The sequence below is a fragment of the Nocardioides alkalitolerans genome (genome assembly GCA_038184435.1).
Classification (GTDB): domain Bacteria; phylum Actinomycetota; class Actinomycetes; order Propionibacteriales; family Nocardioidaceae; genus Nocardioides; species Nocardioides alkalitolerans_A.
In genome coordinates, this window is sequence record CP116227.1 from 490,561 (window position 1) to 512,736 (window position 22,176).

18 protein-coding genes and 2 pseudogenes are annotated in these 22,176 nt (G+C 75.7%); 16 read left to right on the plus strand and 4 right to left on the minus strand.

Going from position 1 to position 22,176, the window contains the following annotated elements; all coding sequences use genetic code 11:
* Positions 1-7: 7 nt before the first annotated feature.
* Positions 8-1,018 (plus strand): ROK family protein, encoded by a 1,011-nt coding sequence (locus PIR53_02390; GenBank protein ID WZH52854.1) that lies wholly within the window; start codon positions 8-10, stop codon positions 1,016-1,018.
* 67 nt (positions 1,019-1,085) lie between these two features.
* A complete protein-coding gene (locus PIR53_02395) occupies positions 1,086-2,243 on the plus strand; it encodes a GDSL-type esterase/lipase family protein (GenBank protein WZH52855.1) in 1,158 nt (385 codons plus the stop codon).
* Between the two features lie 5 nt (positions 2,244-2,248).
* On the opposite strand, the gene PIR53_02400 is transcribed toward PIR53_02395, so the two are convergent.
* Together PIR53_02400 and PIR53_02405 are read right to left on the minus strand one after the other, a co-directional pair.
* On the minus strand, positions 2,249-2,725 hold the full coding sequence (locus PIR53_02400; protein WZH52856.1) for a hypothetical protein: 477 nt from the start codon (positions 2,723-2,725) through the stop codon (positions 2,249-2,251).
* A gap of 33 nt (positions 2,726-2,758) precedes the next feature.
* The gene (locus PIR53_02405) at positions 2,759-3,520 is read right to left on the minus strand and encodes an alpha/beta fold hydrolase (GenBank protein WZH52857.1); all 762 of its coding nucleotides are present in this window, start codon (positions 3,518-3,520) and stop codon (positions 2,759-2,761) included.
* 109 nt (positions 3,521-3,629) lie between these two features.
* On the opposite strand from PIR53_02405, the gene PIR53_02410 reads away from it, so the two are divergent.
* From PIR53_02410 to nudC, 9 genes and pseudogenes are all read left to right on the plus strand, one after another.
* Positions 3,630-4,364 carry a lysophospholipid acyltransferase family protein gene (locus PIR53_02410; GenBank protein WZH52858.1) on the plus strand — a complete coding sequence of 245 codons (735 nt, stop codon included), beginning with the start codon at positions 3,630-3,632 and terminating at the stop codon, positions 4,362-4,364.
* A gap of 1 nt (position 4,365) precedes the next feature.
* Complete coding sequence (locus tag PIR53_02415) at positions 4,366-5,535, plus strand: DUF5931 domain-containing protein (protein ID WZH52859.1); 1,170 nt, start codon at positions 4,366-4,368, stop codon at positions 5,533-5,535.
* Positions 5,532-6,092 (plus strand): flavin reductase, encoded by a 561-nt coding sequence (locus PIR53_02420; protein ID WZH52860.1) that lies wholly within the window; start codon positions 5,532-5,534, stop codon positions 6,090-6,092. The genes PIR53_02415 and PIR53_02420 overlap by 4 nt, the downstream gene beginning before the upstream one ends.
* Positions 6,093-6,157: 65 nt before the next feature.
* Positions 6,158-6,652: pseudogene (locus tag PIR53_02425) on the plus strand (peptidoglycan-binding protein).
* 138 nt (positions 6,653-6,790) lie between these two features.
* Positions 6,791-7,081: pseudogene (locus PIR53_02430) on the plus strand (hypothetical protein).
* Positions 7,082-7,190: 109 nt separating this feature from the next.
* Positions 7,191-8,699, plus strand: coding sequence for a YdiU family protein (locus PIR53_02435; GenBank protein WZH52861.1), 1,509 nt, complete (start codon positions 7,191-7,193; stop codon positions 8,697-8,699).
* 69 nt (positions 8,700-8,768) lie between these two features.
* Positions 8,769-12,029: an ATP-dependent DNA helicase gene (locus PIR53_02440; protein ID WZH52862.1), complete on the plus strand. Its 3,261-nt coding sequence runs from the start codon at positions 8,769-8,771 to the stop codon at positions 12,027-12,029.
* A complete protein-coding gene (locus PIR53_02445) occupies positions 12,026-15,271 on the plus strand; it encodes an ATP-dependent DNA helicase (GenBank protein WZH52863.1) in 3,246 nt (1,081 codons plus the stop codon). Before PIR53_02440 ends, PIR53_02445 begins: the two co-directional genes overlap by 4 nt.
* A gap of 31 nt (positions 15,272-15,302) precedes the next feature.
* On the plus strand, positions 15,303-16,259 hold the full coding sequence (nudC, locus tag PIR53_02450) for an NAD(+) diphosphatase (GenBank protein ID WZH52864.1): 957 nt from the start codon (positions 15,303-15,305) through the stop codon (positions 16,257-16,259).
* 42 nt (positions 16,260-16,301) lie between these two features.
* Here nudC and PIR53_02455 read toward each other — a convergent pair whose 3' ends face one another.
* The gene (locus PIR53_02455) at positions 16,302-16,553 is read right to left on the minus strand and encodes a mycoredoxin (protein WZH52865.1); all 252 of its coding nucleotides are present in this window, start codon (positions 16,551-16,553) and stop codon (positions 16,302-16,304) included.
* 382 nt (positions 16,554-16,935) lie between these two features.
* Between PIR53_02455 and PIR53_02460 the strand changes: the two genes are divergently transcribed.
* The 4 genes from PIR53_02460 to PIR53_02475 all read left to right on the plus strand — a co-directional run bounded on the left by PIR53_02460 (position 16,936) and on the right by PIR53_02475 (position 20,251).
* Positions 16,936-19,032: an ATP-dependent DNA helicase UvrD2 gene (locus PIR53_02460; protein WZH52866.1), complete on the plus strand. Its 2,097-nt coding sequence runs from the start codon at positions 16,936-16,938 to the stop codon at positions 19,030-19,032.
* Between the two features lie 128 nt (positions 19,033-19,160).
* Entirely contained in the window at positions 19,161-19,457 is a 297-nt protein-coding gene (locus tag PIR53_02465) for a hypothetical protein (protein ID WZH52867.1), read from the plus strand.
* 98 nt (positions 19,458-19,555) lie between these two features.
* A complete protein-coding gene (locus PIR53_02470; GenBank protein WZH52868.1) occupies positions 19,556-19,870 on the plus strand; it encodes a WhiB family transcriptional regulator in 315 nt (104 codons plus the stop codon).
* A gap of 162 nt (positions 19,871-20,032) precedes the next feature.
* Positions 20,033-20,251, plus strand: coding sequence for a hypothetical protein (locus PIR53_02475; GenBank protein ID WZH52869.1), 219 nt, complete (start codon positions 20,033-20,035; stop codon positions 20,249-20,251).
* A gap of 66 nt (positions 20,252-20,317) precedes the next feature.
* Here PIR53_02475 and PIR53_02480 read toward each other — a convergent pair whose 3' ends face one another.
* Positions 20,318-21,247: a hypothetical protein gene (locus PIR53_02480; protein WZH52870.1), complete on the minus strand. Its 930-nt coding sequence runs from the start codon at positions 21,245-21,247 to the stop codon at positions 20,318-20,320.
* A gap of 111 nt (positions 21,248-21,358) precedes the next feature.
* On the opposite strand from PIR53_02480, the gene PIR53_02485 reads away from it, so the two are divergent.
* Positions 21,359-22,165, plus strand: coding sequence for an enoyl-CoA hydratase/isomerase family protein (locus PIR53_02485; protein WZH52871.1), 807 nt, complete (start codon positions 21,359-21,361; stop codon positions 22,163-22,165).
* Positions 22,166-22,176 lie beyond the last annotated feature (11 nt).

Consider the following 22,176-nt stretch of genomic DNA (forward strand, 5'->3'; position numbering starts at 1 on the left):
CCCGGAGGTGAGCGAGCCCCGCCCCGTCCGGGTCGGCGTCGACGTCGGCGGCACGAAGATCCTCGCCGGGGTGGTCGACGCCGACGGCGTCGTGCAGGACGTGGCCGTGCGCCGCACCCCCGGCCGCACGAGCTCGGTGCTGCTCCTCGAGAGCACCGTCGCGGAGGCCGTCGAGGAGGTCGTCGACGGCCGCCCCGTGGTGGCCGTGGGCCTGGCCGCCGCGGGCTTCGTCGACGGCGCGGGGGAGCGGGTCATGTTCGCCCCGCACCTGCCGTGGCGCGGCGAGGCGGTACGCCGCCGGCTCGAGACCACCCTCGGTGCCCCGGTGCTGCTCGACAACGACGCGAACGCCGCCGGCTGGGCCGAGCACCGGTACGGCGCGGCCCGCGGCGCGTCCCTGTCCCTCACCGTCACCGTCGGGACGGGGATCGGCGGCGCCGTCGTGCTGGGGGGCGACGGGGCCGACGGGGCCGACGGGGGAGAGCCCCGGCTGCTCCGCGGGCGCAACGGCATGGCCGGCGAGTTCGGCCACCAGCAGGTCGTGCCGGACGGCGTCGCCTGCGAGTGCGGCGGTCGGGGGTGCTGGGAGCAGTACGCCTCGGGCAACGCCCTCGTCGCGTTCGCCCGCGCCCGGGTGGGGCGCGAGCCGACGGTGCTCGACGACTGGTGCGGGGGCGTCCCCGACCGGCTCACGGGCCCGATGGTCACGGACGCCGCCGCGGCGGGGGACCTGGTCGCCCTGCAGGCCTTCGGCCACGTGGGCGACTGGTTGGGGGTCGGCATCGCCAACCTGGTCGCCTCGCTGGACCCCGAGGTCGTCGTCGTCGGGGGCGGCGTCAGCGCCGTCGGCGATCTGCTGCTCGACCCGGCGCGCGCCGCCCTCGGGCGCTCGCTGGTGGGGGCGCCGCACCGCGTCGTACCCCTGCTGCGGCCGGCCGAGCTGGGGCCCGAGGCGGCGATCGTCGGCGCGGCCACCCTCGCCGCCGCGCGATTCGGCGGCCCTGCGGCGGCTCGTTAGACTCCACCGACGCCCGCCCGGCGTCGATCGGCGGGCGCGACAGGAGCCGGACGGGGACGGGGCGAGCATGGCGATGTGGCACGAGCGCGGGTTCCGCGTCCTCGTCGTCGCCTCGGTCGCCGCCCTGGTGGCGGCCGTCGGGATTGCCCACGCCTCGGCCGAGGACGGTGCCGCCGGCGCCACCGACCCGTCGGTGCAGCGGACCGGTGAGACGCCCCGCACCGACGCCTCCGGCACCGCCGGCACGACTCGCGCCGACGCGGTCGCCCGCCAGCCGCGGATCCTGCTCGTCGGCGACTCGATCACGCAGGGGATGACCGGCGACCACACGTGGCGCTACCGGGCCTACCACCTGCTCCTCGACCAGGGCGTCGTCCCCGACTTCGTGGGCTACCGCACCGACACGGTCGACCCGGTCACGAAGGAGCGGGTCGAGGACTACGCCGACCCCGACTTCGACCGCGACCACGCCGGCGTGGCCGGGATGACCGCCACGGACCCGGAGTACGACGTGGTCGGCCTCACCGCGGCGACCCGGCCCGACCTGGTGGTCGTCTCGCTCGGCGTCAACGACGCCCTCCAGGGGCACGACCCGGACGACGTCGCCGCGGGGCTGCGCGGCATCGTCGACGACGTGCGGTCGGTCGCGCCGTACGCCGACGTCGTGCTCGCCGAGCAGACCACCACCTGGCTGCCGGGCGTGCCCGCCGTCAACGAGCGGATCCGGGCGCTCGCCGACGAGCTGGACACGGAGCGCTCGCGGGTGGCGCTCGCGCGGGTGCCGGCGGGGTACGACGCGACCGGCGACACCTGGGACGGGATCCACCCCAACGCCGTCGGCGAGATCGCGATCGCCCACGAGGTGGTGGCGGCGCTGTCGGAGCTGGGGTACGCGGCCAAACCGGCCACGGTGCAGGACCTGCCGGCGCCCGGACCGGACCGCTCGGTCGAGGGAGCGCGTGTCGTCGACCGGAGCCCGACGAGCCTGCGGCTCGCCTGGTCGCTGCCCCGGGGCGTCACCAAGGTCCACATCGAGGGCCGCGACCTCACCACCGGCGGTCGGTGGACGCCGCTGGCCACGTCTGCCTGGGGCGCGGAGGAGCAGCGGCTCCAGGGGTTCGCCCCGGGGCACTCCTACGAGCTGCGGCTGCGTCCCTCCCGCGGGACCGCGCTCAGCGACGAGCGCTGGAGCACCGAGGTCACCGGGCGCACGCCGACCAGCTGAGGGGATCAGACCCGGGCGCCGTCGTCCCCGTCGTCGGGGCGCTGAGCCGGCATGGACACCACCAGGTAGGCGAAACCGCTGAGGAACCAGAGCACCATGCCGGTCGTCGCCCACGGGGGCACGGCGACCTGGAGCACGATGAGCACGAGCACCAGCACGGGCATGCCCAGCACGCCCATCCACGCCGCGAGGCGCGGCGGGGCCGGCCGGGGCAGCGGCGGCGGGGGCGGGGGCACGTAGCGCTCCTCCGGCGCAGGCACCCGCGCAGGCGGCTCCTCGGTTGCGCCCCCGAGGGCGTCGAGGTCGCGGAGCTCCGCACGGTCGTCGGCGTCGCTCGTCCGCGGAGCGGCGTCCGTGGCCGTCCCGGCGTCGTCCGCGCCGTCCGCACTGTCCGGGCCGTCCCACGTGTCGTCGAGCTCGGCGCGGTCGCCGTAGTTCTCGACGATCGCGCGCCAGGCCTCGTCGTCGGCGCCGCGGTTCACGCCGCCGAGTCTAGGTCGGTCCCGGGCCCGGGGTCAGACCGCGACCCGGGCGATGAAGTCGAGCGACTCCTCGATGATCCGGTCGGCGTCGTTGTCGAGCGTGGCGACGTGGTAGCTGTCGGTCAGGATCCGCTCCATCACGTCGGGCACGCGGTCGCGGATGAGGGCGGCGGACGACGGGTCCACGACGTGGTCCTCCGCCGAGCGGAACAGGAGCACCGGCGCCTGCACCAGGGGCAGCTGCTGGCGCACCTGCGCCCAGCCGCGCGTCATGGAGACGAGCGCGCGCAGGGGCGTGCGGGGGTAGGCGTGCTCGTCGACGCCGGGCTTCTTGATGTCGTTGCCGATGGCGGGCACGGAGGCGACCACGCGCTGCAGCAGCGGAGCGGCGAGCAGCTGCTTGTTCGTGCTCGTCACGGCCGGGTTCACCAGCAGCACGCCGCGCACCAGCCGGGGGTGGCGCGCCGCCAGCGAGAGCACGAGGCCACCGCCCATCGAGAGGCCCCCGACGACGACGGCGTCACAGCGGTCCGCGAGGTCGGTCAGCACCCGGTCGAGGTGGCCCGACCAGTCGGCCCAGGTCGTCGTGTTCATCTCCTGCCACGACGTGCCGTGCCCCGGCAGGCGCGGCACCTCGACGGCGTAGCCGGCGTCGGCCAGCGCCTCGCCCCAGGGCCGCATCGACGCGGGCGAGCCCGTGAAGCCGTGGCTCAGCAGCACGCCGATGCGACGCCCCCCGGTCTCGTCGGGGCGACCCTCGGCCGAGTAGGGGTGGGCCAGCGGGTGAACGGTCATGGCGGGCATTCTGCCGCAGCACCTCCAGGGTCTAGGGTGCGTTCGCAGGACGGGGCCCGCGGAGGTGCCCGACGGGCCCGCTCGGGCCGGCCGACAGAGAGGTGGCGCGGTGTTCTACTGGTTCCTCAAGTTCATCGCCCTGGGCCCGCTGCTCCGGGTCGTGTTCCGCCCGCGGGCGGAGGGTCTCGAGAACGTGCCGTCGCAGGGCGCCGCGATCCTCGCGAGCAACCACCTGTCCTACGCCGACTGGCTCTTCATGCCGCTCGTGCTGTCGCGCCGGGTCAGCTACGTCGCCAAGGCGGAGTACTTCACCGGCACGGGGGTGAAGGGCCGCCTGCAGCGCACCTTCTTCTCCGGCTCCGGCCAGATCCCCATCGACCGCTCCGGCGCCAACGCCGCCGAGGGCGCGCTCATCTCGGCCAAGGGCGTGCTCGGCCGCGGCGAGCTGTTCGGCATCTTCCCGGAGGGCACCCGCTCCCACGACGGTCGCCTCTACCGCGGCAAGACGGGCGTGGCGCGACTGGCCCTCGAGACCGGGGTCCCCGTCGTACCGGTCGCCGTCATCGGCACCGACACCGTCGCGCCCCCCGGCAAGAAGTTCGGCCGGCTGGCGCGCCCGACGGTGCGGTTCGGCGAGCCGCTGGACTTCTCGCGCTACGAGGGCATGGCGGGCGACCGCTACATCCTGCGCTCGGTGACCGACGAGATCATGTACGCGATCATGAAGCTCTCCGAGCAGGAGTACGTCGACGTCTACGCCTCGCGGGCGAAGGCCGACGCCAAGAAGGCCGCCCGCGCCGGCGACGACGAGGCCCCGCGGGAAGGCGACCGCAAGGCCTCCTGACGTGGCGCTGCGCATCCTCCCGCCGGGCTGGCGGGACGCCGCCGCCGTGGCGGTGGAGAACCGCATGTTCCGCGCGCTCGCCCTGCTGCGGGTGGTGCTGCTCGTCAACGCGGTCGCCCTCAACGTCGTGCGCCGCGACAACGCCCAGGTGCCGTGGGCGCTCTGGCTCTGCGTCGTCGCGATGGTCGTGTGGACCGGGGTCGCCCTGTGGGGGTACGCGTCCCCCCGGCGTCGCCGGGTCCTGCTGCTCCTTCTCGACCTGGCCGTGGCGGTCGCGCTGATGCTGCTGACGGTGCCCATCAAGGGCGACGGCTTCCGGGCGAGCATCCCCGGGTTCTGGATCATGGGCGCCCTGCTCGCCTGGGCGGTGCACTGGCGCTGGCGCGGCGGTGCGGTCGCCGCCGTCGTGCTCATCGTGACCGACGTGTCGATGCGCCAGGAGCTCACGCAGACCAACTACGGCCACCTGTTCCTCATCGGGGTCGGCGCACCGGTCGTCGGCTACCTCTGCGAGTCGCTGCAGCGGATGGCCGCCGAGCGGGACCGCGCCGAGCGGGAGGCCGCCGCGGCGGGCGAGCGCGCCCGGCTGGCGCGCGCCGTGCACGACGGCGTGCTGCAGGTGCTCGCCCTGACGCAGCGGCGCGGGGCCGAGCTGGGGCCCGCCGGCGCGGAGCTGGCGCGCCTGGCGGGCGAGCAGGAGGGTGCCCTGCGGGCCCTCATCCGCCAGCAGGACACGCTCGCCCCGGCGACCGCCGCGGGCGACGTCGACCTCGCGAGCGCGGTCGAGGAGCTCGGCCGCCGCGACCGGCCCCGGGTCTCCGTCGTCACGCCCGGGGTGCCCGTGCGGCTCCCCGCCGGGCAGGTCGCCGAGCTCGTGGCCGCCGCCGGTGCCTGCCTCGACAACGTCGCCGTGCACGTCGGTGAGGACGCCCCGGCCTGGGTGCTGCTGGAGGACCTCGAGGACCGGGTCGTCGTCACCGTGCGCGACGAGGGCCCGGGCATCCCGCCGGGTCGCCTCGAGGAGGCCGCCGACGCCGGGCGGCTGGGGGTCACCGGATCGATCCGTGGTCGCCTGGCCGACCTGGGCGGCACCGCCGAGCTCGCCACCGGCTCGTTCGGCACCGAGTGGGAGCTCACCGTCCCCCGCGCCCCCGAGGAGGCCGCCCCGTGACCATCCACAGCACGCATCCCTTCGCCGATCCCCACCGCGACCCGTTCCGGGCCCTGCGGGGACGCCTGGGCGGGGTGGTGACGCTGTGGACCGCGGGCGGCGCGGGCGGCGGGGGCGGCGGGGGCGGCGGGGGCGACCGGGCGGGCCTGACGGTCACCTCGCTCATGGTGGCCAACGGTGAGCCCGGACGCGTGCTCGGCCTCCTCGACCCCGACGCCGACCTCACCCTCGCGCTCGAGGAGACGGAGCGGGGCGTCGTGCAGCTGCTGCGCTGGCGGCACCGCGACCTGGCGGAGATGTTCGCCGGGGTCGCGCCGGCCCCCGGCGGCGTCTTCCGTCACGGCGACTTCGCCGACGGTCCCGCCGGGCCGCGGCTGACGGACGCCGCGGGCTGGGCCGAGGTGCGGCTCGAGAGCGCCGTCGACGTGGGCTGGTCCCGCCTCGTGACCTGTGTCGTGGAGGCCGTCGAGCTCGCGGACGAGGGGACGTCCGACGGCTCGGCCGACAGCGCCGATGCCCTGCTCGTGCACCGCCGCGGTCGCTACGCCCGCGCCTGACGCGGGCGTGAGACCGGCAACTTCCGGGTTCACAAGCGGCGGCCGCCCGTGCTCGACTGGGACGCATGGTTCGATCTCGGGAAACTCGACCACGTCCTGTCCGCCTGCTCCTCGGAGCCCTCGTCGCGCCGCTCCTGGCCCTCGGCCTGCTCGTGCTGCCCGGCGCCTCGCCGGCCGCGCACGCGGCGTACCCCACGCTCTCCGTCGGGTCCACCGGACCCGACGTGACGGCCGTGCAGCACCTGCTCACCCACCACGGTCGCTCGACCGCGGCGGACGGGCAGTACGGCTCGGGCACGGCCGCCGCCGTCACCGACTTCCAGTCCGCCAACGGCCTCGCCGCCGACGGCATCGCCGGTCCGGCCACCCTCGGGGCGCTCGTCGTGACGGTGCGCCAGGGTGACTCCGGGCCCGCCGTGCAGGCCCTCCAGGTGCTCCTCAACGCCCGGGGCGCTTCCCTCACGACCGACGGCGCGTTCGGGCCGGCCACCGACGCAGCGCTCCGCTCGTTCCAGTCGGCGCGGGGCCTCTCCTCCGACGGCATCGCCGGGCCGCAGAGCTGGTCGGCGCTGTTCGGCTCGGGGTCGACGCAGCCGCCCGGCGACACCTACGCCTCGCTCAGCGAGGAGCAGAAGGCCAACGCGCGCACGATCATCGGCGTCGGCAAGGGCGCCGGCGTGCCGGAGTACGGCTGGGTCGTCGCGCTGGCGACGGCGATGCAGGAGTCGACGCTGGTCAACGTCGCCTACGGCGACCGCGACTCGCTCGGCCTGTTCCAGCAGCGTCCCTCGCAGGGCTGGGGGAGCGAGGCGCAGGTGCAGGACCCGGTGCTCGCGTCGAAGGCCTTCTACGGCGTCGCCTCGCACACGCCCAACCCCGGCCTGCTCGACATCGCGGGCTGGCAGTCCATGTCCGTCACGCAGGCGGCGCAGGCGGTCCAGCGCTCGGCCTACCCGGACGCCTACGCGAAGTGGGAGCCGCTGGCGCGCGACATCGTCGCCAACGAGTCGGGCACGGCCCCGATCGGCTGACGTCCCGCCACCTGGACGGGTGGTCGCCGCGGCCGACGGGGGTCGGCCGCGGCGTACGCTCGAGCAGGTGACCGAGACCCCCACCGTGCCCGCGACCCCGGTCCTGCCCGCCGGCGCGGTGCACCTCACCCTCGACCACGACTTCGCCACCGCGGTGCCGGAGCTCGCGCTGCCCTGGCGGGCGGCCGAGGCCCCGGACCCGCGGTTGGTCGTGCTCAACGACGCGCTCGCCCGCGACTTGGGGCTCGACCCCGACGAGCTGCGCTCCCCCGACGGGGTCCGGCTCCTCGTGGGCGCCGCGGTCCCGGAGGGCGCGCGTCCGGTCGCGCAGGGCTACGCGGGTCACCAGTTCGGCGGGTTCTCGCCGCGGCTCGGCGACGGCCGGGCGCTGCTGCTGGGTGAGCTGACCACCCCCGACGGCGCGGTGCGGGACCTGCACCTCAAGGGCTCGGGGCGCACCCCGTTCGCGCGGGGCGGCGACGGGCTCGCGGCGCTGGGTCCGATGCTGCGGGAGCACCTCGTGAGCGAGGGGATGCACGCGCTCGGCGTGCCGACGACCCGGTCCCTGGCGGTCCTCGCGACCGGCCGCCGTATCCAGCGCGACGAGGTCGAGCCGGGCGGGGTGCTCGCGCGCGTGGCGGCGAGCCACCTGCGGGTGGGCAGCTTCCAGTACGCCCGCACGAGCGACGACCCCACGCTGCTGCGCCGTCTGGCGGACCACGCCATCGCGCGGCACCACCCCCACCTGGCCGGCACCGCCGAGCCCTACGCGGGCCTCTACGGCGCGGTCGTCGCCGCCCAGGCGCGGCTCGTCGCGCAGTGGGTGCTGCTGGGCTTCGTGCACGGGGTGATGAACACCGACAACATGACGATCTCGGGGGAGACGATCGACTACGGTCCGTGCGCCTTCGTCGACGGCTACGACCCCGGGGCGGTCTTCAGCTCGATCGACACGGGCGGGCGCTACGCGCTCGGCAACCAGCCGGCCGTGGCGCAGTGGAACCTCGCCCGGTTCGCCGAGGCGCTGCTCCCGCTGCTCGACGACGACCAGGAGCGGGCGATCGCCCGGGCGACGGAGCTCCTCGGGACGTTCCCGGGGGAGTACGTCGCGGCCTGGGCCTCCGGCATGCGGGCGAAGCTGGGGCTGGCCGAGCCGACGGCGGGCGGGCCGACCGACGAGGAGACCCTCGAGCTGGCCGCGGGCCTGCAGGGCGTCCTCGCGTCGGGCCGCGTCGACTGGACGTCGTCATTCCGGGCGCTCGCCGACGCCGGACGCGGGAACCCCGAGCGGCTGCGGGGGATGGTCCTCGACCTGCCCGAGCTGGACGCCTGGCTGGAGCGGTGGCGGGCGCTGGGGCCGGACCCCGCCGCGATGGACCGCGCCAACCCCGTTTACATCCCGCGCAACCACCTCGTCGAGGAGTCGCTCGCCGCCGCGCGGGACGGCGACCTCGCACCGACCGGACGGCTGCTCGAGGCACTCGCCGCGCCGTACGACGAGCGGCCGGGGCTCGAGCGGTACGCCGAGCCGTCGCCGGACGGTCTCGAGGGATACCGCACCTTCTGCGGGACGTGACGCGCCCCCGGTTCAGGAGTGTCGGTGGCCCGTGCTGGGATGCCTGACGTGGTGGACGTGGGGAACGCAGTGAGACGCGCCGGGGGCGGCGTGGGTGCCGAGGCGCCGCGCCGGCTGGTGCGCGTCGACGCGTCGGTCACGGTGCCGCGGCTCGACGAGCACCAGCGGCGCGTCGTCGACCACCCGGGCGGTCCGCTGCTCGTCCTGGCCGGCCCGGGCACGGGCAAGACCACGACGCTCGTCGAGGCGATCGTCGACCGTGTGGAGAACCGGGGCGTCGACCCGTCCGAGGTGCTGGCGCTGACGTTCTCCCGCAAGGCGGCCGAGCAGCTGCGCGACCGCGTAACCGCGCGGCTGGGGCGCACGACGGGGGCCGCCATCTGCTCGACGGTGCACTCGTTCGCCTACGGGCTGGTGCGGCGCTACGCGCCGCCGGAGCTGTACGCCGCGCCCCTGCGCCTGCTCTCCGCGCCGGAGCAGGACGTGGTGCTGGCCGAGCTCCTCAACGACGCGCCCGAGGCGGTGCGGTGGCCCGAGGGGCTGCGACGGGCGGTCGGCACGCGGGGCTTCGCGCGCGAGGTGCAGGCCGTGCTGGCGCGGGCGCGGGAGAAGGGCCTGGACCCCGCGGACCTCGTCGCCCTCGGCGCGGCGAACGGGCTCGGCGAGCTCACCGCGGCGGGGCACTTCTTGGAGGAGTACCTGAACGTCCTCGACGCCCACGGGGCGATCGACTACGCCGACCTGGTGCGCCGCGCCGTCATCGAGGCCGAGGTGCACCGCGACGAGCTGCGGGCGCGCTTCTCGTGCGTGTTCGTCGACGAGTACCAGGACACCGACCCCGGGCAGGTGGACCTGCTGCGGGCGCTGGCGGGGGACGGGCGCGACCTCGTCGCGGTGGGCGACCCCCACCAGTCGATCTACGCCTTCCGCGGCGCCGACGTGCGCGGCATCCTCGACTTCCCGCGGGCGTTCCCGCAGGCCGACGGGTCGCCGGCCCCTGTCGCGGTCCTGTCGACGACCCGACGGTTCGGGCCCCGGGTGCTCCGCGCAGCGAGCTCCGTGGCGTCCCGGCTCAGCCTCACCGGCAGCATCGACCCGGCCGCGCGGCGGGCGTTCGCCGCTCCCGTGGCCGCCACGGGCGTGCCCCGCGGGCAGGTCGACGTGCTGACCTTCGACACGGAGCGGGCGGAGGCGGAGCACGTCGCCGACCTGCTGCGGCGCGCCCACCTGGAGGACGGGGTGCCCTGGAGCGAGATGGCCGTGCTGGCCCGCTCGGGCCGCGCCACCCTGCCGGCGCTGCGGCGCTCCCTGGCCGCGGCCGGGGTGCCGGTGGAAGTGGCCGCCGACGAGCTGCCCCTGGTGCGCGAGCCCGCCGTGGCAGCGCTGCTGGCCGCGGTGGACGCGGTCGTGCACCTCGGGACGCCGCCCGGGGAACCGGGCCACGTCGACGGCGCGACGGTGGAGCAGCTCCTCATGTCGCCGCTCGCGGGCCTCGACGCGGTCGAGGTGCGCGGGTTGGCCCGGCACGTCCGGGCCGTGGAGAAGCGACGGGTGGCGGAGACCGGTGGTGCCCCGCGCTCGTCGGCGGAGCTCCTGCGCGAGGCGGTGCTGGTCGACGGCGTGCTCACCGATCCCGACGTGCCCGGTGCGGCGAAAGCCGCGGTCCTCGGCGCCCTGCTGCGCCGCGCCCGCGCCCGGCTCGACGAGGGCGGCACCGCGGAGGAGGTGCTCTGGGAGCTGTGGGACGGCACGTCGTGGCCGGAGCGGCTGCGCCGGTCCGCGCTCCGGGGAGGCCCCGCCGCACGGCGGGCCCACCGCGACCTCGACGCGCTGTGCGCCCTGTTCGACGCCGCGGCGAAGCTCGAGGAGCAGCGGGGCCACAGCGGGGTCGCGGGCTTCGTCGCCACGCTGTCGGCCCAGGAGATCCCCGGGGACTCGCTGGCCGACCGGGGCGTGCGGGGCGAGGCGGTGCGACTGCTGACCGCCCACCGCTCGAAGGGGCTGGAGTGGCGCGTGGTCGTCGTGGCGCACGTGCAGGAGGAGGGCTGGCCCGACCTGCGGCGGCGGGCCTCGCTGCTGGGGCCGGACCGGATCGGCCGCCGGGAGGACGGCCTGCTGCCGCCCCCGGGCGTCCGCGAGGCCCTCATGGAGGAGCGTCGTCTGTTCTACGTGGCGTGCACGCGCGCGAAGGAGCGGCTGGTCGTCACGGCCGTGCGCTCCGGCGACGACGACGGCGAGCAGCCGTCGCGGTTCCTCGCCGAGACCGGCGCGCCCGTGCAGCACCGGTCGGGGCGTCCCGGCCGCCCGTTGTCGATGGCCGGGATGGTGGCCCACCTGCGCCGCACCGCGGCGGACCCCGACCGGCCGGAGGCCGTGCGGCTCGCGGCCGCCCGACGGCTCGCCCGGCTGGCGGCGGTGCAGGACGAGCAGGGTCGCCCGCTGGTCCGTGGCGCCGACCCCGGCACGTGGTGGGGCACCCGGGGCCTGACCCACGCGGAGCAGCCCGTGCGCCCGGCGGACGAGCCTCTCCGCATCTCGGCCAGCACGCTCGGCTCGGTGCTGACGTGCCCGCTGCGGTGGTTCCTCGAGCGGGAGGCGGGCGGCAGCCAGGTCAGCAGCGCCTCCCAGGGCTTCGGCCTCGTGCTGCACGCCCTCGCCGAGAAGGTCGCCCGCGGTGAGCTGCCGGCGTCGCCGGAGCGCGTCGACGAGCTCATGGCCCACGTCGACGAGGTGTGGCCGCAGCTCTCCTTCCGCACGCCGTGGTCGGGCGCCCGGGAGCGCACCGAGGCGCGCGCGGCGCTGCTGCGGTTCCTGCGCTGGCACACGCGGCCGGACGCGCGCGCCGTGATCGGCGTGGAGCAGGCCCTGCGGGCCGAGGTGGTGCTCGGCGGCGAGCGGATCGTCGTCCACGGCTTCGCCGACCGTCTCGAGCTCGACGACCAGCACCGGGTGGTCGTGGTGGACCTCAAGACGGGGAAGTACCCGCCGACGGGGGCCGAGGTCGCCGAGCACCCCCAGCTGGGGCTCTACCAGCTGGCGGTGGACTCCGGCGCCGCCGACGGGCTCGTCCCGCCGGAGCGCCGGCCGCTGCGCGCCGGGGGTGCCGAGCTCGTCCAGCTGCGCAAGGAGACGCGGGGCAGCGTCAAGGTGCAGGCGCAACCGCCGCAAGAGCCGGACGAGGCCGGCGTGCGCCTGGTCGAGGCCCAGCTGCTGCACACGGCCACGGTGATGCGCTCGGAGCAGTTCGGGGCCCGTCCGGGCGGCCACTGCGACACCTGTGCGTTTGTCGCCGTCTGTCCGGCGCGCGGCGCGGGGACGGTGCTGTCGTGACCACGCGGGAACCGATCGCCATCTCCGACCCGCGGGCGCTGCAGCGGGTCATGAAGGCCGACTTCCCGGTCAGCGACGAGCAGTGGGAGGCGGTCAGCGCCCCGCTGGAGCCGGCCGTCGTCGTGGCCGGCGCGGGGTCCGGCAAGACGACGCTGATGGCCGCCCGGGTGGTCTACCTCGTCGCCACGGGCCAGGTGCGCCCCGAGCAGGTCCTGGGGCTCACCTTCACCACGAAGGCGGCGCGCGAGCTCTCCGTGCGCGTCCGTGACGCGCTCGAGGTGGCGGGGTACGGCGCGGGCGTCGCCGGTCCCGTCCCGGACGACGAGGCGGAGGTGCTGGAACCCACGGTCGCCACCTACAACGCCTACGCGGCCTCGCTGCTGACCGAGCACGGGCTGCGGATCGGTCACGAGCCCGACACCCGCGTGATGGCGGACGCGTCGCGCTACCAGCTCGCGGAGCGCGTCGTGCTGCGGCACCGGCGTCCCGTCGAGCTGCTGAGCGACCACCCGGCGACCGTGGTCGGCAACATCGTGGCCCTCGAGGGCGCGCTCTCGGAGCACCTCGTGACGGTGGCGGACGTGCGGGCCTTCCACGCCCGCGAGGTGCCCCGGTTCGAGGCGAGCCTCGCGACGTCGCGCGCGAAGAAGCCGATCGAGGAGGTGCTCCACGCGGTCCGCCGCCGCGAGGAGCTGCTCGACCTCGTGGAGGAGTACCAGGAGCTGAAGGCCCGGCTCGGCCTCATGGACTTCTCCGACCAGATCGCCCTCACCGCGCGCCTGGCCGACGAGCACCCCGACGTGGGCCGGGTCGAGCGCGAGAAGTTCGCCGTGGTGCTGCTGGACGAGTACCAGGACACGTCGGTCGCCCAGGCCCTGCTGCTGAGCCGGCTGTTCTCGGGGCCGCGTCCGCAGGACGGCCGCGGCCACGCGGTCACCGCCGTGGGCGACCCCAACCAGGCGATCTACGGCTGGCGCGGGGCCTCGGTCTCCAACATCCTCGGCTTCGGCGCCGACTTCCCGGCCGCCGACGGCCGCACCGACGTGCCGACCTACACGCTGACGGTCAACCGGCGCTCCGACCGGCGCATCCTCGCGTCGGCCAACCTCCTCGCCGAGCCGCTCTACGCGGCGTACGCGGGGGTCCGCCCCCTGCAGCCGCCTCCGGGGGCGGCGGACGGGGCGGTGCGGGTGGCGGTCCACGACACGTACGACGAGGAGCTCGCGTGGCTCGCCGACGAGGTGCTGGCCGTCCACGGGCGGGGCACGGCGTGGGCCGAGATCGGCGTGCTGACGCGCGACAACAAGCACGCCGCCGACGTCTTCGACGCCCTGACGGCGCGGGAGGTGCCCGTCGAGATCGTCGGTCTCGCCGGGCTGCTCCGCCTGCCCGAGGTGGCCGAGGTCGTCGCGACGCTGACGCTGCTCCACGACCTCACCGCCAACGCGGCGGCCCTGACGCTGCTGATGGGTCCCCGGTGGGCGATCGGTCCGCGCGACCTGGCGATCCTCGGGCGGCGGGCCCACGACCTGGCGGCGGGCGACGACACGGGGCCGCACGCGGCGGTCGCCGACTCGCTGGCCGCCGCGGTCGAGGGCGCCGACCCGACCGAGCTGTCGTCGCTCTGCGACGCGCTGGAGTCGCCGGGGGAGGCGCCGGACTATCCCTACTCGCCCGCGGCGCGCACGCGGATCGGCCTGCTCGCCGGGGAGCTGCGGATGCTGCGCACCCACGTCGGGGAACCGCTGCTCGACCTCGTGCGGCGCATCATCGACACCTGCGGCATCGACGTCGAGCTGGCGAGCGCGACGTCCCCGTCCGCGGCGGCCCGACGGGACAATCTCGACATCTTCGTGCGCGCGGTGGCGGACTTCCAGGCGATCGACGGCGACGTCAGCCTGGGCGCGCTGCTGGCCTACCTGACCGCCGAGGACGAGATGGGCACCGGGCTCGACGTCGCGACGCCCACCGAGGCCGACTCGGTCAAGCTGCTCACGGTCCACCGGGCGAAGGGCCTGGAGTGGGACGTCGTGTTCCTCGTCGGCGTGGGCGAGGACAAGTTCCCCACGAAGCAGACCCGCACCCAGTGGATCACGGGGCCCGCCGTGCTCCCGTCGCCGCTGCGGGGCGACGCGCGGGACGTGCCGCAGCTCGCCGGCTACGAGAAGGCCGACCTGGAGGCGCTGCGCGAGGCCGCCCGGGCGCACGAGGCGATGGAGGAGCTGCGGCTGGGGTACGTCGCGTTCACGCGCGCCCGCCACGAGCTGGTCGCGTCGGCCTACCTGTGGACGGAGACACGGTCGTCCCCGGTCGGCCCCTCGCCCTACCTGCAGCCCCTCGTGGCCGTCCTGGAGGAGGCGGGTCGGGAGCCGGAGCGGTGGGTGGAACGACCGGAGAAGGGCACGCCCAACCCGCTGAAGGCCGAGCGCCCGCCCGTGCCGTGGCCCGTCACGGAGCACACCACGGAGGCGGAGCGACGCATCGCGACCGCCGCGGTGGTGCGGGCGGAACAGCGTCGGCTGGCCGCCGGCGAGGCCGGTCCCGAGGACGACGCGGACCTCGACCTCGTGGGGATCGCCGAGGTCGCGGAGTGGGACGACGAGATCGACCGCCTGCTGGCGGAGGCCCGCCGCGACAGCCGGCCGGTCCTCGAGGTGCCGGTGCCCTCGAGCCTCTCGGCGACCTCGCTCGCCCGGCTCCGCGACGACCCCGAGGTGATGGCGGGGGAGCTGGCGCGACCGATGCCGCGTCCTCCGTCGCCCACGGCGCGGTTCGGCACGCGCTTCCACGGCTGGGTCGAGGCGCGCTTCGGCCAGCAGGACCTCTTCGCTGAGGAGGAGGTCTGGGGGCAGGGCGACGCCGACATCGACGGCGACGACGACCTGGCCGAGGTGGTCGCGGCCTTCGAGGCGGGACCGTTCGCGGACCGCCCGCCCCACGCGACGGAGGCGCCGTTCGCGCTCGTGCTCGCGGGGCAGGTCGTGCGCGGCCGGATCGACGCGGTCTACGCCGAGCCGGCGGGCTCCGACGCCGACTTCCTCGTGGTCGACTGGAAGACGGGCCGGTCGGGTCGCGCCGACCCGATGCAGCTGGCGGTCTACCGCCTGGCGTGGGCGGAGCTCCACGGGCTGCCGCCGGAACGGGTGCGCGCGGCGTTCTGCTGGGTGCGCACGGGCAAGCTCGTCGAGCCGCGCTCGCTGCCCGACCGCGCCGCCCTGGAACGACTGGTCACCGACCTGTGAGCGGTCGGGAGCCCCGCCGTAGGCTCGCGGGGTGAATGACCGCGTCGACGACTCCCGTCCGCTCCCGCACGTCGCCCTCTCCTCCTTCGCCCATGACCGGCACGGTCTCGAGCGCACCGACGCCGACTGGCTGGGACGGGCCTGGGCGGATCCGACGACCCGTGTGCTCGCCATCGCCGGCAACCGCATGCTGGTGCGGGACGGCGTCCCGGCGTGGCTGCCGGTCGCGGAGCTGCCGTCCGTCGCGCAGGAGGACGGCGCGCTGCGCCTCCTCGTCGGCGAGCACGAGGGCGCGACGTACTTCGCCGCCGTCGTCGACCCCGCCCGCGCCCCCCACCCCGCCGAGCAGTGGCAGGGGACGCGGGAGGTGCTCGAGGCGGTGCTGGGCTCGGAGCGCGGGCCGTTGCTCCTCCACGCGATGGGCATGGCGGAGTGGCACTGGGCGACCCGTTTCTGCGTGCGCTGCGGCGGTCCGCTGACCCCCACGCACGCGGGCCACGTGCTGCGCTGCTCGTCGAAGAAGGGCTGCGGGCGCCAGCACTTCCCGCGCACCGACCCGGCCGTGATCATGCTCGTGACCGACGGCGAGCCGGGCAGTCCCGACGAGCGCTGCCTGCTCGGGCACGCGCAGGCGTGGCCGGAGGGGCGGTACTCCACGCTGGCCGGATTCGTCGAGCCCGGTGAGACGTTCGAGGACGCGGTGCGTCGCGAGGTCCACGAGGAGACCGGCGTGGGGGTCGGAGCGGTGACCTACGTCGGCAACCAGCCGTGGCCGCTGCCGGCGAGCCTCATGATCGGCTTCCGGGCGCGGGCCGCCACGACGGCGATCGACGTCGACGGGGCCGAGATCGCCCACGCGGCGTGGTTCACCCGCGACGACATCGCGCGCGGGCTCGCGGACGGCTCGCTCCTGCTGCCCGGCCCGGTGTCGATCTCCCACGCGCTCATCCAGGGCTGGTACGGCGCGCCCCTCGCCACCAGCTGGTGACGAGGGGCGGTCGGGCTCGCGGGGAGCCGGGGTCCTGCGGGCTCAGCCGGCCAGGGCGGCGAGCTTCTCCTTGACCTGCGCCAGGCTCGGGTTGGTCTGGGCCGACCCGTCGGAGTAGACGAGCGTCGGCACGGTCTGGTTGCCGTTGTTGACCTTCTCGACGAGCTCGGCCGCGTCGGGCTGCTGCTCGATGTCGACCACGTCGTAGGTGATGCCCTCGCGGTCGAGCTGCCCCCGCAGGCGGTGGCAGTAGCCGCACCACGGCGTGCTGTACATCGTGAAGGTCGCGCTCATGACTTGCCCCTCGGTCGGTGGTGGATGGTCGTGCAGGCGTCAACAACCGGCGCCACGCCGATCATCCCGCACGGACCCTGAGGCCGGTGACGCCCCTCGCCGCGGGTGCGCTGGTGCGCGGGGCGGTCGTCGGACGGCCGCTGGGCCACGAAATGTGCAGCTGGGGTCGGCCCGGGGCGACGCCGGGTGCACCAACCGCACAGTGCTCGTCGCCGGCGGGGCGGCGTCCCTGACCCCCGCGCGGGACGTCGTGCGGTGCGGTGCCCCCAGCCGCCGGACCGCATGACGTCCGGCACCCGGGCACCGCGCACGCAGGACTGTCGGCGCCCCCGTCTAAGGTCGGCGACGCCCCGCACCCACCACTCCCGGAGGACCGCCCCGCATGCCTGCCACGCCGTCGCCCGACGCGCTGCTCGCCGCTCTCGACCCGGAGCAGCGCGCCGTCGCCGAGGCGTTGCGCGGGCCGGTGCGCGTCCTGGCCGGTGCCGGCACCGGGAAGACCCGCGCCATCACCCACCGGATCGCGTACGGCGTCGCGACGGGGGTCTACGCGCCGACGGAGGTGCTGGCCGTGACGTTCACGACCCGCGCCGCGGGGGAGATGCGCACGCGGCTGCGTGACCTCGGGGCCCCGGGGGTCCAGGCGCGCACCTTCCACTCGGCCGCGCTGCGGCAGCTGCGGTACTTCTGGCCCCGCGTCCACGGCACCGAGCTGCCGGAGCTGGTGCAGTCGAAGCTCGGCATCATCGGCCCCGCCGCCCGCCGGCTGCGGATCGGCACCGACGCGGCGCTGCTGCGCGACCTCGCCGGCGAGGTCGAGTGGGCGAAGGTCAGCAACGTCTCGCCGGAGGCCTACGAGCGGATCGCCCCGGCCCGCGGTCGCTCCGTCAACGGCCTCGACGCCGCGTCGGTCGCCCGGCTGCTGGAGTCCTACGAGGAGACGAAGCGCGCCCAGGGCCGCATGGACATGGAGGACGTGCTGCTCTGGACCGCCGGGCTGCTGGCGGACGACGAGCGGGTCGCGGCCCAGGTGCGGCGGCAGTACCGGTGGTTCGTCGTCGACGAGTTCCAGGACGTCTCGCCCCTGCAGCACGCGCTGCTCGAGCTGTGGCTCGGGGGCCGTGACGAGGTGTGCGTCGTGGGCGATCCCGCGCAGACGATCTACAGCTTCGCGGGGGCCGACGCGACGTACCTGCGCGACTTCCACAAGTCCCGCAAGGACGTCACGTCCGTCGAGCTGGTGCGCAACTACCGGTCGACGCCGCAGATCGTGGGGGCGGCCAACAGCCTGCTCGCGGGCACGTCGAGCGCCGGCGTGCGGCTCCGCGCCCAGCGGGAGGCCGGTCCGGAGATCAGCACCCGGCTCCTCCCCGACGAGGTGGCCGAGGCGGAGGCCGCGGCGGCCGAGGTGGTGCGCCTGCGCGACGCGGGCACCTCGCTGGCCGAGATCGCGATCCTCTTCCGCATCAACGCGCAGTCGGAGGTCTTCGAGGAGGCCCTGGCGGCCCGCGGGGTGCCCTACGTGATCCGCGGTGCCGCGCGCTTCTTCGACCGCCCCGAGGTGCGCCAGGCCGTGACGCTGCTCCGCGGCACCGCGCGCTCGGGCGCGGAGGACGGCCTGGTCGAGGGGGTGCGCGGTGCGCTCGCCAGCATGGGTTGGGCGCCGACGCCCCCGGAGGCCCGCGGCCAGACGCGCGACCGCTGGGAGTCGCTCCAGGCGTTGGTGGACCTCGCGGAGTCGGTCCACGCGGCCGACGCGTCGACCACGCTGGCCGCGTTCGTCGAGGACCTCGAGCGCCGTGCCGCCGAGCAGCACGCCCCCGTCGCCGACGGGGTCACCCTCGCGACCCTCCACGCCGCGAAGGGCCTCGAGTGGGACGTCGTCCTCCTCTGCGGCATCCACGACGGCGCACTCCCGATCACGTACGCCGAGGGGCCGGCCGCCATCGAGGAGGAGCGTCGCCTGCTCTACGTGGGCATCACGCGCGCCCGCCGGGAGCTGCTGATCTCCTGGGCGAGCGCCCGACAGCCGGGCGGCCGCGGGTCCCGCAAGCCGTCGCGGTTCCTCCGCCCGATCGCGCCCGGCGCCTTCGACGAGCAGGCGGGGTCCGGTGGTGGGGCGCGGAGCAAGAAGGCCTCCCGCAAGGCCGTCCACTGCCGCGAGTGCGGCAAGCCGCTCGACACGGCCGCCGAGAAGAAGATCGGCCGGTGCAGCGACTGCCCGTCGTCCTACGACGAGGAGATCTTCGAGCGCCTCCGGGACTGGCGCCGGCAGCGGGCCGCGGCGGAGAGCGTGCCGGCCTACGTGCTGTTCACCGACGCCTCCCTGCAGCTCGTGGCGGAATGCCTGCCGCGCACCCCGGAGGCGCTCCTCAAGGTCAACGGGGTGGGCCGTTCCAAGCTGGAGAAGTACGGCGACGACGTCCTCGCCGTCGTCGCGGGGGAGACGCCTCCGGGGCTGGCGGAGGAGACATCGTGAAATGAGTCAGAAATTGAATTGCCCATGACAGAAGCGGCGGGGTAACGTCGCCCGCAGTCCTGATCGCACCGCGCATCCCGGCCCTGGCACGGCCCGCGCACGAGACGCAACCTGAGGAGGTGGCACCCATGGAGATCTACACCAGCACCACGTGGCAGCAGTCGAACGACGCTGCGTGCGTCCTCGGCGGCCACCGCGCCCCGGGTGCCCTCGGCGCCGTCGTGGCGTCCGCGGGTGACGTGCGTCTGCGTGCGGGCGACCGCGGCATCGCGACGTTCGCTGCGGCGAAGCCGATGGGTGCGAAGGCCCGTGCCTTCGACGCGCCCGCGGCGTTCGACGCGTCCGAGGCGTTCGGAGCCGTCGACGCGTTCGGCGCGTTCGCCGCCCCCGCCACGCGGATCCACGCCTGGAGACCACCGGTCTGAGACAGCTCAGTCGGCGCCTCCAGGCCACGGTCCCCACAGGGAACCGTGGCCTTTCTGTTTCCCGCCCACCCACGAAGGTCGACGAAGGAGGTGACGACATGACCGTCCACGAGCTGATACCGCACCCGGACGTGGCGCTGACCGCGCTCCACGACGCGGCGGACCAGGTGGACCCGCGCTTGCTGCCGTGCCGCAACGGTGACGCCGAGCTCTGGTTCGCCGAGTCCCCCGCCGACGTGGAGGCCGCCAAGGCGCTGTGCCTGGACTGCCCGGTGCGAGCGCTCTGCCTCGACGGCGCCCTCGAGCGCCGCGAGCCGTGGGGCGTCTGGGGAGGAGAGCTCTTCGCCCAGGGGGTGGTGATCCCCCGGAAGAGGCCCCGGGGACGGCCCCGGAAGAACCCGGTGGCCGCGTGAGCCCGCCAGCACCACCCGTCCCGCCGCACCACCCACCGCACGACCCACCGCACGACCCACCGCACGACCCGAACCCACGTCCCAGGAGGACCCGATGGAGCTCATCCGACCGCTGATCGACCGGCCCCGCGCCACGGCCGCTGCCTTCGGAGCAGTGACCGCGTGACCACCCCGACCCCCACCTCCGTCCTCACCAGCCAGAACAGGAACACCGAGATGCAACTTCTCAACGAAGAATTGGCCCGAGCACAGTCAGCCGAGCTGCTCCGCGAGGCGGAGCAGCGCCACCAGGTGCAGCGTCTGCTCGCCGCGCGTCGCCTCAGCCGACGGGCCGAGGCGGCCGCGCAGCAGGTTCGCCTGAAGCTCGCGCGCTCGCTCTGACGCGGCGGCCCCGGACCGAGGGGGCCACGCCGAGGAGCACGAACCCCACGACGGACCCGTCGGGCATCAGCCCGGCGGGTCCGTCCCGTCCTGCCAGGAGCACCCGCACCACGGGTGCCGCGGCCACGCCCGGTCCGCGTCGGGGTCGTCGGGGAACACCTCCACCGTGCGGGACCACGTGCGGGGGACGCCGCCGTCGACGTACCGCACGACGTCCCGGGCGGCCACGGCCACCCCGAGCGCCAGGCCGATCGGGTCCACCGGGGGCGGGAGCACGCCCGGCGGCGACCCCGTCGACTGGGCGAGCACGACCGGGTGCTGGGGGTCCTGCTCCCGGTGGGCCGCGTCGACGCAGCGGAGGCACGCGGTCGCCCCCGGGCCGACGAAGGGCCCCACCCGCACGCGGTCGGGGAGCACGGCGACCCAGAGGTGGTCGCGTCCCGCCCGCACGAGGGCGTCGGAGATGGCGCGGTCGGGCTCGCCCACCGTGGCCACCACGGTGAGGGCGGTGGTGCGTGCCGCATCCTCCTCCGCAGCAACCGTCGTGCACGGCACCATGGCCCGCTCCAGCAGGTCGGCGAGCGGTGCGGTGCCGACCGTCCCGTCCAGCACGACGCGGTGTGCGCGGCGGGCCTCGGCGCGCGCCGCGCCCCGTTCCGGATCGGCGGCGAGGAGGGCCGCGACCGCGATGGCGCCGCCGCGGACGGCGCGGTCCGCCGCCTGCGCCGACGCGAGGGCACCGGCCGCGTCGACGACGAGGTGACGCCCCCGCAGCCGCTCGTCGGCCAGCCGGACCCGGGCCGACCAGGACGCCACCGGGCCGAGCACGTCCTCCGGATCGGCGCCGCTGCGCCGGGCGGTGAGCAGGCGCCGTACGTCGTCCGCGTCGGGCACCGTCGTCGCGGCCCCGCCGGGGAACCCCACGTGGAGGTGACCGTCGGTGCGGCGCGCGACGTGGGCACCGGGCCGCAGCAGCATCGGTCGCGAGGAGTCCATGCGCGGCACCCTGGCACGATCGCGGGCCCGGCGTCGGCGCTCCTCCACAGGGCCGGCCCGGCCGGTGTGGCGCGGGGCGGGGTCGTCGGTGGGCGTCGCTAGCCTGCGTCCATGACGAACCTCGCCACCGAACGGCTTCCCCACCTCCGCATCGAGCGCCACGACGACGGGGTGGTCGAGCTGGTCCTCGACAACCCCGAGCAGCGCAACGCGATGTCGGGGGAGATGACGGCGTCGTGGGGCACGGCCGTGGAGTCGCTGGTGGGGGACCGGTCCGTGCGGGTCGTGGTGGTGCGTGGCGAGGGCTCGGCGTTCTGCTCGGGTGGCGACCTGTCGTGGCTGGCCTCCGAGCCCGACGCGACCGTGGACCGGCTGCGGGCGCGGATGCTGCCGTTCTACCGCACGTGGCTCTCCGTGCGGCGGCTCGAGGTGCCGACCATCGCGGCGCTCAACGGCCCGGCGATCGGCGCGGGGCTGGCGGTCGCGCTCGCCTGCGACATCCGGTACGCCGCGCGCGGCGCCAAGCTCGGCGTGCCGTTCGTCGGCCTCGGGATGCATCCCGGCATGGCGACGACCTACCTGCTGCCCGACGTCGTCGGACCGGCCCACGCCCGTGACCTCGTGCTCACGGGGCGGCTCGTGCGGGACGAGGAGGCGGTGGCGCTCGGGCTCGCGTCCCGGGTGATCGAGCCGGACGTGTTCCTCGACGAGGTGCGCGCGGCGGCCCACGGGATCGCGGCCACCGCGCCGCAGCCGAGCCGGCTCGCGACGTTGGCGCTGCGTGCTGGTCACCGCGACCTGGAGGCGGCGCTGCAGTGGGAGGCCCTGGCGCAGCCGATCACGCTCGCGACGGAGGACCTGCAGGAGGGGCTCGCCGCCGCGCGCGGGCGGCGGTCGCCGGTCTTCCGCGACCGATGAGAGCCTGGACG